Raw genomic sequence first — 12935 nt, 5'->3', positions numbered from 1 at the left:
CCCCTCGTCAGATGCGATAAAAGCACATGCCACTTTAGACTTTAATCGCACTGCCGATAGGTGGTGCTTAGCCCATCTCAAGGCAGCATGGAGCGCGCATCTGCACAGGATTCCCGCATGTCTCTTCGTAATATGAATATTGCGCCGCGCGCCTTCCCAGGCTTCGCCCTGATTGGCGCACTCATGTTGTTTCTCGGTGTGTTCGCCCTGAACCAAATGAGCAAAATCCGCGCCTGCCGGTGGATTTGAATGGGATGGTCGGGCGGTTTCGCCTCTCACTGACTGCACTTGGTCGAAAATGTGGGAGGGGCGGTGCGACGATTCGACTTGCCCCCGATTGCGATTTGTCAGTCAGCTTATCTGTAGCTGGCCCACCGCTATCGGGGGCAAGCCCCCTCCCACATTTAGATCTGCGCCCGTCGTTAAAACCTTTTTGACAGCGCGGCAATTCAACAGGTTAGAATCGCTGGCACGCAGACTGCATGGTCAGAATGCGCCCGTCTTATTTTGCCCATGGAGTACTGCCTTTGAATGCGACGACCATCAACAGCCTGTTCTTGATCGGCGCGTTGCTGGTGAGTGCAAGCATTCTGGTGAGCTCTCTTTCGTCCCGCCTGGGCATTCCGATCCTGGTGATCATCCTGGCCGTGGGCATGGTCGCCGGCGTCGACGGCGGCGGCATCATCTTCGATAACTACCCCACCGCCTATCTGGTGGGCAACCTCGCCCTGGCCGTGATCCTGCTCGACGGCGGCTTACGCACACGGGTGGCGAGTTTTCGCGTGGCACTCTGGCCGGCGTTGTCGCTGGCCACGGTGGGGGTGTTGATTACCACCGGTCTCACCGGCATGGCCGCAGCCTGGCTGTTCGACCTCAATATCATTCAAGGTTTGCTGATCGGCGCGATTGTCGGCTCCACCGACGCCGCCGCAGTGTTCTCGCTGCTCGGCGGCAAGGGGCTCAACGAACGGGTCTCCGCCAGCCTGGAAATCGAATCCGGCAGCAACGACCCGATGGCGGTGTTCCTGACCGTCACCCTGATCGACATGCTCGCCAGCGGCCAGACCGGTCTGCACTGGAACCTGCTGATTCACCTGGTGCGCGAGTTCGGCATCGGCGGCCTCATCGGCCTGGGCGGCGGCTGGCTGATGCTGCAGATGGTCAACCGGATCAACCTGGCCAACGGCCTGTACCCGATCCTGGTAATCGCCGGCGGCCTGTTCGTTTTCGCCCTGACCAACGCCCTGCACGGCAGCGGCTTCCTCGCCGTGTACCTGTGCGGCCTGGTGATCGGCAACCGCCCGGTGCGCAGCCGTCATGGCATTTTACATATGCTCGACGGCATGGCCTGGCTCGCCCAGATCGGCATGTTCCTGGTGCTGGGCCTGCTGGTCACGCCCCACGATCTGCTGCCGATTGCGCTGCCCGCCCTGGGCCTGGCGCTGTGGATGATCCTGTTTGCGCGGCCGCTGTCGGTGATGGTCGGCCTGCTGCCGTTCAAGGCGTTCCACGACCGCGAAAAAGCCTTTATCGCCTGGGTCGGTTTGCGCGGCGCGGTGCCGATCATTCTTGCGGTGTTCCCGCTGATGGCCGGCCTGCCCCATGCACAGCTGTACTTCAACCTGGCGTTCTTTATCGTGCTGGTCTCGCTGCTGGTGCAAGGCACCAGCCTGCCGTGGGTGGCCAAGCTGCTGAAAGTAACCGTACCACCGGAGCCGGCGCCGATTTCCCGCGCCGCCCTGGAAGTCCACGTCACCAGCGAGTGGGAGCTGTTCGTCTACCGCCTGGGCGCGGAAAAATGGTGCATCGGCGCGGCCCTGCGCGAACTGAGGATGCCCGAAGGCACGCGCATCGCGGCGCTGTTCCGTGGCCAGCAACTGCTCCATCCATCGGGTAGCACGGTGCTGGAAGCCGACGACTTGCTCTGCGTGATCGGTCACGAACACAACCTGCCAGCCCTGGGCAAACTGTTCAGCCAGGCGCCGCAACGCGGCTTGGATTTGCGTTTCTTCGGCGACTTCGTCCTCGAAGGCGACGCCCAGCTCGGCGCGGTGTCGGCGCTGTATGGTCTGCAGCTCGAAGGCATCGACGCGGACATGCCATTGAGCCACTTCATCACCCAGAAAGTCGGCGGCGCGCCGGTGGTCGGCGACCAGGTGGAGTGGAACAACACGATCTGGACCGTCGCGGTCATGGACGGGAACAAGATTGGCAAAGTCGGCGTCAGATTCCCCGAAGGAAGTCGCCCGGGCCCCGGACTCTTCCTCTAAACTGCGGGGCAACACTGCCCCGTTTCTTCACCTTGCTCGACCGGTCTCTATGCCAACCCTGCGCACTTTTCTCGCCACTGCCCTGCTGGGCCTGACCCTTTGTGTCGGCAACGTACACGCCGCCGACCCGCCCAGCGCCGACGCTATCCAGCAAACCCTGGACAAGCTGCCCGACCGCAAGCTGCCCGACGCCGACATGAAGGCGCTGCAGGCGATCCTGCAGCAGACGTTGACCTACCTGGGCAACAAGCAGGATTACGAGCAGCGCCTGGCCGATCTCAAGCGCCAGCTGCAAGACGCCCCCCGCCTGACCAACGAAAACCAGCGCGAATTGACCCGGCTCAAGGCGACTAAGATCGTCCCGGTAGCCCAACGCTACGCCACCTTGCCGGTGCCGCAACTGGAACAACTGCTGGTGCAGCGCACCACCCAGCAAGGCGACCTGCAAAAAGACCTGGCCGAAGCCAACAGCCTGACCATCGCCGCCCAAACTCGCCCCGAGCGCGCCCAGACCGAAATCAGCAGCAGCCAGACGCGCATCCAGCAGATCAATGCGATCCTCAAGACCGGCAAGGACAACGGCAAAACCCTCAGCGCCGACCAGCGCAACCAGTTGAACGCCGAACTGGCGTCGCTGAATGCACTGATCCCGCTGCGCCGCCAGGAACTGGCCGGCAACAGCCAACTGCAAGACCTGGGCAACAGCCAGCATGACCTGGTAGTGGAAAAAACCGCGCGCCTGGAACAAGAGATCCAGGACCTGCAAACCCTGATCAACCAGAAACGCCTGGCCCAGTCCCAGCAGACGGTGACCCAACAGTCCATCGAAGCGCAGAAAGCCGGCGGCAGCAGCCTGTTGGCCACGGAAAGCGCGACCAACCTGAAACTGTCCGACTACCTGCTCAAAAGCACCGACCGCCTCAACGACCTGACCCAGAAGAACCTGCAGACCAAGCAGCAACTGGACGCCGTGACCCAGAGCGACTCGGCGCTGGAAGAGCAGATCAACGTGCTCAAGGGCAGCCTGCTGCTGTCGAAGATTCTGTACAAACAGAAGCAGGCATTGCCGCGTCTGACGGTCGACCGCGACCTGGCAGACAATATCGCCAACATTCGCCTGTACCAGTTCGAGGTCAACCAGCAACGCGAACTGATCAGCTCGCCCAGCACCTACGTGGATAACCTGCTGGCCAACCAGCCGCCGGATGAGGTCACCCCGCAATTGCGGCGCACCCTGCTGGAACTGGCGATTACCCGCAGCGACCTGCTCGAGCGCTTGAGCCGCGAGCTGAGCGCGCTGCTCAATGAATCGATCACCCTGCAACTGAACCAGAAACAACTGCTCAGCACCGCCACCAGCCTGCGTGCGACCCTTGATGAACAGATGTTCTGGATTCCCAGCAACAAGCCACTGGACACCGAGTGGCTGGAAACCGTCCCGGATCACCTGAGCAAGCAAGTCACCTCCCTGCCCTGGGCCTCCAGCGTCAGCGAACTGTACGACGGCCTGACCCAGCGCCCGCTGCTGTTCCTGCCGTTGCTGCTGTTGATCGGCGCGCTGCTGTGGCGGCGCAATGCCTTGTACGCACGCCTGAAAAAGGTCCACCTGGACATCGGCCACTTCAAGCGTGACAGCCAATGGCACACGCCCCAGGCGATCCTGGTGAATATCCTGCTGGCCATGCCCGTGGCCTTGGGCCTGGCGTTATGCGGTTATGCGTTGCAGATCGACGCCCGCGGGCAAAACGCCAACCTGGGCGCCGCACTGTTGCAGATCGCCCAGGCGTGGATGGTGTTTTACACCGCCTACCGAATCCTCGCGCCGGGCGGCGTAGCCGAATTGCACTTCCGCTGGGAACGTCCGCAGGTCGAATTCCTGCAAGGCTGGGTGCGCAAGCTCGGGCTGGTGGTACTGGCGCTGGTGGCCGTGGTGGCCATTGCCGAGCATCAGCCGGCGGCACTGGCCGACGACGTGCTCGGCATCGGCGTGGTGCTGACCTGCTACGCGCTGATGGCCTGGCTGTTGGGCCGCCTGCTGTTGCACAGCACGACCCACGAGAAAGCCTCACTCTTTCGCAAAGGCGCGGGCCTGTTGTTTACCGCGCTGCCCATCGCACTGTTTATCGCCGTGTGCTTTGGCTATTACTACACCGCCCTGAAGCTCAGCGATCGGTTGATCAACACCCTGTACCTGCTGATGTTCTGGCTGGTGATCGAAGCCACGTTCGTCCGCGGCCTGGGCGTCGCGGCCCGGCGCCTGGCCTATTCGCGGGCGCTGGCAAAACGCCAGGCCGCCAAAGAAGCCGGCGACGGCGAGGCGGTGATCGAAGAGCCGACCCTGGACATTGAACAGGTCAACGAACAATCCATGCGCCTGATCCGACTGGCCCTGCTCGGCGGCTTCATCGCGGCGCTGTACTGGGTGTGGTCGGATCTGATCTCGGTGTTTTCCTACCTGGACAACGTCACCCTCTACGAATACACCAGCGGCACCGGGGCCAATATCAGCATGGTGCCGATCAGCATCGGCGACATGCTCGGCGCGCTGATCATCATCGGCATCACCTTCGCCCTGGCGCGCAACCTGCCCGGTTTGCTCGAGGTGCTGGTGCTGTCCAAGCTGGACCTGGCCCAGGGCAGCGCTTACGCCACCACCACGTTGCTGTCCTATGTAATTGCCGGCGTGGGGTTCGTCTCGACCCTGTCGACCCTCGGCGTGAGCTGGGACAAGTTGCAATGGCTGGTGGCGGCGCTGTCGGTGGGCCTGGGCTTCGGCATGCAGGAGATCTTCGCCAACTTTATCTCCGGCATCATGATCCTGTTCGAGCGCCCGGTGCGGATCGGCGACACCATCACCATCGGCAACCTGTCAGGCACGGTGAGCAAGATCCGCATCCGCGCCACCACCATCACCGACTTCGACCGCAAGGACATCATTGTCCCGAACAAAACCTTCATCACCGGGCAACTGATCAACTGGTCGCTGACCGACACCATTACCCGGGTCACCCTCAAACTCGGCGTGGACTACGGCTCCGACCTCGACCTGGTGAAGGCCCTGCTGCTTCAGGCCGCACGGGAAAACCCACGGGTCCTGAAAGAGCCCGAACCCCTCGTGTACTTCCTCAACTTCGGCGAAAGCACCCTCGACCACGAACTGCGTATGCACGTGCGTGACCTCGGTGACCGCAACCCGGTGATCGACGAGGTGAACCGTTTTATTAACCGCGAGTTCAAGAACAACCATATCAACATCTCGTTCCGGCAGATGGAGGTTTACCTGAAAAACCTGCACGGCCAGGAGTACAAGCTGGTGCCGGTGGAAGACGAGAACCACACCATCGCCGACCCGGCAAAGGCCCCAGACGCGCCGAAGCCACCGCCAGGCAAAGTGGTCGACGCGCCCGAGCCGCCGCCCTCCACGCTCGACTAAAGCGCCTATCCCCAGCAGAATGCTCGGACATTCTGCTGGAGATGGCCGGTGAAAGCCCTCGACGAACTGACCTTCGACAACCGCTTCGCACGCCTGGGCGACGCGTTCTCAACCCACGTCCTGCCCGAACCCCTCGACGACCCGCGCCTGGTCGTGGCGAGCAACGCCGCCATGGCCCTGCTCGACCTCGACCCGGCCATAGCAGAAACGCCAGTATTCGCCGAGCTGTTCGGCGGCCATAAGTTGTGGGCCGAAGCCGAACCGCGCGCGATGGTGTATTCCGGGCATCAGTTCGGCTCCTACAACCCGCAACTGGGTGATGGCCGTGGCTTGCTGCTCGGCGAGGTGTATAACCGCGCCGGCGAACACTGGGACCTGCACCTCAAGGGCGCCGGGCAGACGCCCTACTCGCGCATGGGCGATGGCCGCGCAGTGCTACGCTCGTCGATTCGGGAGTTTCTGGCGTCAGAAGCGCTGCACGCACTGGGCATCCCCAGCAGCCGCGCGCTGTGCGTGATCGGCTCCAGCACGCCGGTTTGGCGTGAGAAGCAGGAACGCGGGGCGATGGTGCTACGCCTGGCCCATAGCCATATCCGCTTCGGCCATTTCGAATACTTCTACTACACCAAGAAGCCCGAGCAGCAGGCGGAACTGGCGGAACATGTATTGAAGCTGCACTTCCCCGAGTGCCAGGAACAGCCCGAACCGTACCTGGCGATGTTCCGCGAAGTCGTCGAGCGCAACGCCGAACTGATCGCCAAATGGCAGGCCTATGGCTTCTGTCACGGGGTGATGAACACCGACAACATGTCGATCCTCGGCATCACCTTCGACTTCGGGCCGTTTGCGTTTCTCGACGACTTTGACGCGCACTTCGTCTGCAACCACTCCGATCATGAAGGGCGCTACTCCTTCAGCAATCAGGTGCCGATCGGGCAGTGGAACCTCAGTGCGCTGGCACAGGCGCTCACACCGTTTATCAGCGTCGACGCCTTGAAGGAAACCCTCGACCTGTACCTTCCGCTGTACCAGGCGCACTACCTGGACCTGATGCGCCGCCGGCTGGGGCTGACCACCGCCGAAGACGATGACCAGCAACTGGTGGAGCGCTTGCTGCAGTTGATGCAGAACAGCAGCGTTGACTACACGCTGTTCTTCCGGCGCCTGGGCGATGAGCCGGCGGCGCTCGCGCTGGCGCGGTTGCGTGACGACTTTGTCGACATGCTCGGGTTCGATGCCTGGGCCGACGCGTACAAGGCCCGCGTGGCGCGCGATGGCGAGTACAGCGAAGAACAGCGCCGTGCGCGGATGCATGCGGTGAACCCGCTGTACATCCTGCGCAATTACCTCGCACAGAACGCCATCACCGCCGCCGAGTCGGGGGATTACAGCGAAGTGCGACGGTTGCACGAGGTGTTGAGCAAGCCGTTTGAGGAACAGCCGGGGATGGAGCAGTACGCACAGCGGCCGCCGGATTGGGGCAAGCATTTGGAGATTAGTTGTTCTTCGTAGAGTCAGCTAAATGAACGTCTCCACGGACACACCAAAGCGTTCGGCCAACCATTTAATCTGCCGCAGATTGAGCTTGCGCTTACCGCTCAGTATCTCGGAAACAACTGACTGCGTGCCCAAGCCTGGCAGATCACTTTGACTCAAACCGTGTTCGCGCATCATCGCGCGCAACACGTCAACACCACTGGCGATAGGCATCGGACGATGTGCGTGATCGTAGGCTTCGATCCAGTCACTGAGAATATCTACCAGGCTCATAAGCGGATTTGATTCGTCCTCCCCGACCAAATCCAGCAGCTCGTCGAGGGCAGCAACCAGTGCATCGTAATCCGCCTCGTTTTTTGGCTTGCGCAGTAATGGTGAAACAAATTGCCAATGTTCAGCGGCGAGCTGAATGAGTGCGCTCATCTGATTGCCTCCTTCCACTTGTCTTGCTCATATTCGCGATGATCGAGCAGATGTTTGATGTAAATTCGTTGTGTTGGGTACCGCACGAACACAATTAACCTCAGTTTATTGCCACCGATGTCGAACACATGGAACTGCCCGACTTTATCAGTCGCGGGAAAAATGCCTTTCATTGACGCGAAATCTCCCGGGTTATTGCGCTTTATCCGTCGGTACCACTCATCCAGAGCACTCGCTGAGCGTGGCCACTTCTCCTTTGCTTCCCAGATCCTTTTCTCACTAATCACTCGCATGCAACATCCTTATCGCATCTTGCTATGAAGGTTAAACCCGAACCCAAACTATCGCAATTTGCTATAACCGCAAACAGACAGATGGCGCAAAACAGAACAAGCTCCAACAGCCTAGATAAGCGGCCTCACATCGACATGGCGAAACTGTGAACGGATGAGTCTCCGCTCCCACGCCTTGATAAACCCCAGACCTGACTCCAAATACACGCCATTGGCCATATCCAAGGAGCGCCACCATGTCCGACCCTCTCGTCATCCCCTGCCCGCACTGCAACGGTCTCAACCGCATCCCCGGCGAACGCCTGACTGACACGCCGAAGTGCGGGCGCTGCAAGCAACCGGTTTTGTTGAACAAGCCTTTTGAGCTGAAACAGGGCGACTACGCCAGTCAGATCAAGGGCGACCTGCCATTGCTGGTGGATGTGTGGGCCGAGTGGTGTGGACCGTGCAAATCGTTCGCGCCGGTGTTTGAACAGGCGGCTGGGCAGTTAGCGGGTAAATGTCGGTTGGCCAAGCTCGACAGCGAGGCCAATCAGCAGTTGTCGGCGCAGTTGGGGATTCGCTCGATTCCCAGTTTGATTCTGTTCAAGAACGGCCGCGAAGTGGCGCGCCAGAGCGGGGCGTTTCCGTTACCGCAGTTGATGAGCTGGTTGCGTAGCCAAGGGGTGTAACTCGACCTTGAGCACAACGCAGGCCAGTGTGGTGCTTTAGGTCAGGCGTTTTCCAGCAGGTTATGCAACTCCACAAACTGCTGCGTCAGCTTGTGCCGTGGGTCCAAGTGGATCAGTGGTTTGTTCTGCTGGTGCGACTCACGCATGCGTACCGAACTCGCCAGGTACACCGGCAGCACCGGCAAGCCTTCGGCAATCAACTCATCGAGCATCTGCTGCGGCAGGCTCGCCCGCGCCTGGAACTGGTTGACCACGATGCCTTCCACTTCCAGGCCTTCGTTGTGGTCTTCCTTCAATTCTTCGATTTCCGCCAGCACGCCATACAGAGCCTGGCGCGAGAAGCTGTCGCAATCGAAGGGGATCAATACACGATCAGCGGCAATCAGCGCAGAAACCGCATAAAAATTCAACGCCGGCGGGGTATCCAGGTAAATCCGGTCGTAGTCTTCGCTCAGTTCATCCAGCAGCTTTCGCAGCTTGTTGATCTTGTGCTTGGCTTCGAGCTTGGGCTGCAAGTCCGCCAGCTCGGCGGTGGCGGTGATCACGTGCAGGTTGTCGAACGGCGTTTCGTAGATATCCACCCGGTTTTTCTTGGCGAACGGCCCGGAAGACAGGGTTTGCTTAAAGAACTCGGCAATACCCATCGGTATATCGTCGCCAGTCAGCCCAGTGAGGTACTGAGTGGAGTTGGCTTGTGCATCGAGGTCCACCAACAGGGTTCGATAGCCTTCACTGGCGCTGACCGCCGCCAGGTTACAGGCGATGCTGGACTTGCCAACCCCGCCTTTTTGATTGAACACCACGCGCCGCATGGAAAAACCTCCGGGTACCAATGAATGCCCGAGTGTAGAGGGCAAAAGCGCCTGTTAGCTACCTCGTTCATCCATGCACTGCTGCATTAACGCCCGGATGCAGCATTCGACATACAAATGAAAAGGAACAGTCCGACAATCCAACTCGGCTCTCAGTGAAGGACAATCTGTAAATCCTCCCCTGCAAATTGTAATCAGCCGTGAACAAATCTTTACCAAAGTTTGCTAGAACCCCGCAGCACCGGGATAATGCGCGCCATTCGGCTGTTGCTCCCTGTCCCGGTATTCGGGGCCAGTGGCCGCACATGGAAGCCCGCAGGGGCGGGATAACGTCTCAGTGATCAATTTCAATATCGCCCAATGGCGCGCCTGGGCCCCGGGCCTCGAAAGTGCGGACGACTGGCGCGCCTGGTGCAAGGCCCCCGTGTTGCTGCCCGCCAGCGAAGCCTCCCCCGACGTCTCGTTTTTACCGGCCATGCAGCGCCGCCGCCTGAGCCGCCTGGCGCGCATGGCATTCAGCGTAGGCTGGCCGATGGCCGAGGGTTTGCAAGACCTGCCGCTGGTGTTCATTTCCCGCCACGGCGAAACCCCGCGCACCCTCGACATCCTCAGCGACCTGGCCAACGACCAGCCGCTGTCACCGACCCAGTTCAGCCTGTCGGTGCATAACGCGGTGATTGGCTTGTGGTCGATCCTGCGCAATGAAACCAGCGAAATGACCGCCCTTGCCGCCGCCGGCGATGGCCTGGAACACGGCATGCTCGAAGCGGCCGCGCTGCTCAACGAAGGCGCTCCGGCGGTACTGCTGGTGATCACCGAGGAGCAGCCGCCCGAGGCCTACGCCAGTTGGATCATGGATGTGCCCTTCCCCTACGCCCTCGGCCTGCTGCTGACACCAGGCGACGAGTGGCAACTGGAACTCACCAGCGGCACTGTCCAACCCACTCACACCCAGCGGCCCCACGCCCTGAACCTGCTGCGCACCCTGTTGACCGAACAGGGCGCCTGCCAACATGCCTGGAAGAACCGCGTATGGAACTGGCAACGCAAACCCTGAACGATAAGCCACGGGACGCCTACTATTGGCGCCTGCTCGCCACCGCCGCCAGCTTCACGCTGTTTGGCGTCGGCGGCCTGTGCCTGCGTTTGTTGGTATTTCCGTTGCTCGGTTGCCTGCCGGGGACGGCCAAGCAGCACCAACGGCGTGCGCGCCACACCATCAGTCGCCTGTTCTGGTTGTTCATTCGGATGATGCAGCGTTTGGGCATTCTGACGTTCAGCGTCGACGGTGCCGACAAACTCGGGCGCCCCGGCCAGATGATCGTCGCCAACCACCCGTCACTGATCGACGTGGTGTTCCTGATCGGCCTGATGCGCCAGACCAACTGCGTGGTCAAGCAGAGCCTGTTTCAAAACCCGTTCACCCGTGGACCGGTGCGCGATGCCGGCTACATCAGCAACGACGGCAGCGCGGACATGCTCGACGCCGCCGCCGATGCCCTGCGCGAAGGTCAGACCCTGATCATCTTTCCAGAAGGCACCCGCACCACACCCGGCGCGGTGCCTGCCTTTCATCGCGGCGCCGCCGCGATTGCGTTGCGCGGTGCGACAATCATTACCCCCGTGGTGATCAAGGTCAGCCCGACCACCCTGACCAAGGCCGAACCCTGGTATCGCATTCCTAAACGCCGCTTTCACTTCAGTTTACGGGTGGGTGCCGATATAGAACCACAGGCGTTCGCCGCACTCGGGCCCGCGCCCCAGGCTTCACGCAAGCTCAACGATTACCTGCATCACTATTTCATTAAGGAGCTCGCCGAAGATGAGCAACCCAAACAGCCTTGAGCACGACATAAAGACGCTAATCATCGAGGCCCTGGGCCTGGAAGACATCAGCGTCGACGACATCAAAAGCGAAGATCCCCTGTTCGGCGAAGGTCTGGGCCTGGACTCAGTCGATGCCCTGGAACTGGGCCTGGCGATCCAGAAAAAGTACGGCATCAAGATAGATGCCGACGCCAAGGACACCCGCAATCACTTCACCAACGTGGCCAGCCTTGCGGCGTTCGTCACGGCCAGAAAGGCAGCTTGAGACCGTACCATGCAAACTCGTGACGATATTTTCAACACCCTGCGCGCTGCCTTGGTGGAACTGTTTGAACTGGAACCTGAACGCATCACCCTCGACGCCAACCTGTACCAGGACCTGGAAATCGACAGCATCGACGCGGTGGACCTGATCGACCATATCAAGCGCCAGACCGGCAAGAAGATCGCTGCCGAAGAGTTCAAGGCCGTGCGCACCGTGAATGACGTGGTTGAGGCGGTGTACCGTCTGGTCGCGCCTGCCGCATGAGCCGGCTGATCGGCCTTGGCCTTTTGCTGGCGGGGCTGCTGTACCCCTTTGCGGTGTATTACGGCACCGAACACTTTGCACCTTGGCAATTCGGCCTGCTGCTCGGCGGCCTGTGGTTGCTGCGCGCGCTCACGGGTGCAAGGCGCCCCGGCAGCCGCTGGATGGCAATGGCGATCATCGTGTTTTGCTTAGCCCTGGCCTGGTTCGATAACCCGCACCTGCTGCGCTGGTACCCGAGCCTGGTCAGTGCGTTCATGTTGACGCTGTTCGGCCTGAGCCTGAAATACGGCCCGCCGATGGTCGAGCGCCTGGCACGCATGACCGACCCGCAATTGCCGCCGAAAGCCATTGTGTATACGCGCCAGGTCACCGTGGTGTGGAGCGTGTTTTTTCTGTGTAATGGCCTGCTCGCCGCCGCCCTCACCCTGTGGGCGCCGCTGAGCTGGTGGACGTTGTACAACGGCCTGATCGCCTACGGGCTGATGGGGCTGTTGTTTGCCGTGGAATGGCTGGTACGACAAAGGGTTCGAGGCCGCGTATGAATGGGTTGAAACTTGAGCACTTGCTGCTTGAGCCGCTGGAACAGCGCTGGGTCACCACCGAGCCTGCGATGAATCACGCCCAACTGTGGGAGCAATCCCTGCGCCTGGCGGCAGGCCTGCACGCACGCGGCATTCAGCGCGTGGCAGTGCATCTGGAAGACGCCGGCCTGCTGGCGATCGCCCTGCTGGGTGCCTGGCGCGCCGGCGTCGGCGTGCTGCTGCCCGCCGATCTGCAACCGCAGACCCGCCAACGCTGGGCCGATACCGTCGACGCGTGGCTGACCGAAGCGGCCGATCTGGACGCGCTGTATCAAGCGCCGTTGAGCCCTGCCGCCCTCGACCTGGATACGTGCCAATTGAGCCTGTGCACCTCCGGTTCCAGCGGCGAGCCCAAGCGCATCGACAAGACCCTGCGCCAACTGGCCAACGAGGTGCAGGCGCTGGAAGCGCTGTGGGGCGCAGACCTTAAAGACGCGTGCATCATCGGCAGCGTCGCCACCCAGCACATCTACGGTTTGTTGTTCCGCGTGCTGTGGCCGTTATGCGCCGGCCGCACCTTCGTGCGCCGCCAACTGGCCTTCCCGGAGGATTTGCAGCGCGCCAGCCGCGAGCACCCACAGTTCGCCTGGGTCGCCAGC

Annotated in this window: 13 protein-coding genes and 1 pseudogene; 11 read left to right on the top strand and 3 right to left on the bottom strand. The window is 61.2% G+C overall.

The window, feature by feature from the left end; all coding sequences use genetic code 11:
* Positions 1-117 precede the first annotated feature (117 nt).
* From L9Z73_RS31180 to selO, 4 genes are all read left to right on the top strand, one after another.
* The gene (locus L9Z73_RS31180; RefSeq protein WP_282598523.1) at positions 118-249 is read left to right on the top strand and encodes a hypothetical protein; all 132 of its coding nucleotides are present in this window, start codon (positions 118-120) and stop codon (positions 247-249) included.
* A gap of 278 nt (positions 250-527) precedes the next feature.
* Positions 528-2270 carry a potassium/proton antiporter gene (locus L9Z73_RS05590; RefSeq protein WP_247397255.1) on the top strand — a complete coding sequence of 581 codons (1743 nt, stop codon included), beginning with the start codon at positions 528-530 and terminating at the stop codon, positions 2268-2270.
* A 49-nt stretch (positions 2271-2319) separates the two neighbouring features.
* Positions 2320-5703: a mechanosensitive channel MscK gene (gene mscK / locus L9Z73_RS05585; RefSeq protein ID WP_247397252.1), complete on the top strand. Its 3384-nt coding sequence runs from the start codon at positions 2320-2322 to the stop codon at positions 5701-5703.
* 48 nt (positions 5704-5751) lie between these two features.
* Positions 5752-7215 carry a protein adenylyltransferase SelO gene (gene selO / locus L9Z73_RS05580; protein ID WP_247397249.1) on the top strand — a complete coding sequence of 488 codons (1464 nt, stop codon included), beginning with the start codon at positions 5752-5754 and terminating at the stop codon, positions 7213-7215.
* Between the two features lie 6 nt (positions 7216-7221).
* Here selO and L9Z73_RS05575 read toward each other — a convergent pair whose 3' ends face one another.
* A complete protein-coding gene (locus tag L9Z73_RS05575; RefSeq protein WP_247397246.1) occupies positions 7222-7623 on the bottom strand; it encodes a helix-turn-helix domain-containing protein in 402 nt (133 codons plus the stop codon).
* On the bottom strand, positions 7620-7916 hold the full coding sequence (locus L9Z73_RS05570; RefSeq protein WP_247397243.1) for a type II toxin-antitoxin system HigB family toxin: 297 nt from the start codon (positions 7914-7916) through the stop codon (positions 7620-7622). The genes L9Z73_RS05575 and L9Z73_RS05570 overlap by 4 nt, the downstream gene beginning before the upstream one ends.
* Positions 7917-8152: 236 nt before the next feature.
* On the opposite strand from L9Z73_RS05570, the gene trxC reads away from it, so the two are divergent.
* A complete protein-coding gene (gene trxC / locus L9Z73_RS05565) occupies positions 8153-8587 on the top strand; it encodes a thioredoxin TrxC (RefSeq protein ID WP_247397239.1) in 435 nt (144 codons plus the stop codon).
* A gap of 41 nt (positions 8588-8628) precedes the next feature.
* On the opposite strand, the gene L9Z73_RS05560 is transcribed toward trxC, so the two are convergent.
* Entirely contained in the window at positions 8629-9399 is a 771-nt protein-coding gene (locus L9Z73_RS05560) for a ParA family protein (protein ID WP_247397237.1), read from the bottom strand.
* Positions 9400-9736: 337 nt separating this feature from the next.
* Between L9Z73_RS05560 and L9Z73_RS05555 the strand changes: the two genes are divergently transcribed.
* The 6 genes and pseudogenes from L9Z73_RS05555 to L9Z73_RS05530 all read left to right on the top strand — a co-directional run.
* Positions 9737-10456, top strand: coding sequence for a beta-ketoacyl synthase chain length factor (locus L9Z73_RS05555; RefSeq protein ID WP_247397234.1), 720 nt, complete (start codon positions 9737-9739; stop codon positions 10454-10456).
* A complete protein-coding gene (locus L9Z73_RS05550; protein ID WP_247397230.1) occupies positions 10432-11244 on the top strand; it encodes a lysophospholipid acyltransferase family protein in 813 nt (270 codons plus the stop codon). Before L9Z73_RS05555 ends, L9Z73_RS05550 begins: the two co-directional genes overlap by 25 nt.
* A complete protein-coding gene (locus L9Z73_RS05545) occupies positions 11222-11491 on the top strand; it encodes a phosphopantetheine-binding protein (RefSeq protein WP_247397227.1) in 270 nt (89 codons plus the stop codon). The genes L9Z73_RS05550 and L9Z73_RS05545 overlap by 23 nt, the downstream gene beginning before the upstream one ends.
* A 9-nt stretch (positions 11492-11500) precedes the next feature.
* Positions 11501-11755, top strand: coding sequence for an acyl carrier protein (locus L9Z73_RS05540; protein ID WP_247397222.1), 255 nt, complete (start codon positions 11501-11503; stop codon positions 11753-11755).
* A complete protein-coding gene (locus tag L9Z73_RS05535; RefSeq protein WP_247397219.1) occupies positions 11752-12297 on the top strand; it encodes a hypothetical protein in 546 nt (181 codons plus the stop codon). Before L9Z73_RS05540 ends, L9Z73_RS05535 begins: the two co-directional genes overlap by 4 nt.
* A pseudogene (locus L9Z73_RS05530) lies at positions 12294-12935 on the top strand (AMP-binding protein); the annotation flags it as partial. The gene L9Z73_RS05535 and the pseudogene L9Z73_RS05530, both read left to right, overlap by 4 nt.

This window comes from Pseudomonas emilianonis, from assembly GCF_023072625.1.
Taxonomy (GTDB): Bacteria; Pseudomonadota; Gammaproteobacteria; order Pseudomonadales; family Pseudomonadaceae; genus Aquipseudomonas; species Aquipseudomonas paraveronii.
The sequence above is the reverse complement of the archived record's forward strand: the minus strand, read 5'-3'. Positions and strand labels throughout refer to the sequence as shown.

Bases quoted from the DNA above. Each gene is read 5' to 3' on its own strand.
- L9Z73_RS05570 (WP_247397243.1), bottom strand. From the start codon at position 7,916: ATGCGAGTGATTAGTGAGAAAAGGATCTGGGAAGCAAAGGAGAAGTGG.
- L9Z73_RS05575 (WP_247397246.1), bottom strand. From the start codon at position 7,623: ATGAGCGCACTCATTCAGCTCGCCGCTGAACATTGGCAATTTGTTTCA.
- L9Z73_RS05560 (WP_247397237.1), bottom strand. From the start codon at position 9,399: ATGCGGCGCGTGGTGTTCAATCAAAAAGGCGGGGTTGGCAAGTCCAGC.
- L9Z73_RS05535 (WP_247397219.1), top strand. From the start codon at position 11,752: ATGAGCCGGCTGATCGGCCTTGGCCTTTTGCTGGCGGGGCTGCTGTAC.
- L9Z73_RS05540 (WP_247397222.1), top strand. From the start codon at position 11,501: ATGCAAACTCGTGACGATATTTTCAACACCCTGCGCGCTGCCTTGGTG.
- L9Z73_RS05545 (WP_247397227.1), top strand. From the start codon at position 11,222: ATGAGCAACCCAAACAGCCTTGAGCACGACATAAAGACGCTAATCATC.
- mscK (WP_247397252.1), top strand. From the start codon at position 2,320: ATGCCAACCCTGCGCACTTTTCTCGCCACTGCCCTGCTGGGCCTGACC.
- L9Z73_RS05550 (WP_247397230.1), top strand. From the start codon at position 10,432: ATGGAACTGGCAACGCAAACCCTGAACGATAAGCCACGGGACGCCTAC.
- trxC (WP_247397239.1), top strand. From the start codon at position 8,153: ATGTCCGACCCTCTCGTCATCCCCTGCCCGCACTGCAACGGTCTCAAC.
- L9Z73_RS31180 (WP_282598523.1), top strand. From the start codon at position 118: ATGTCTCTTCGTAATATGAATATTGCGCCGCGCGCCTTCCCAGGCTTC.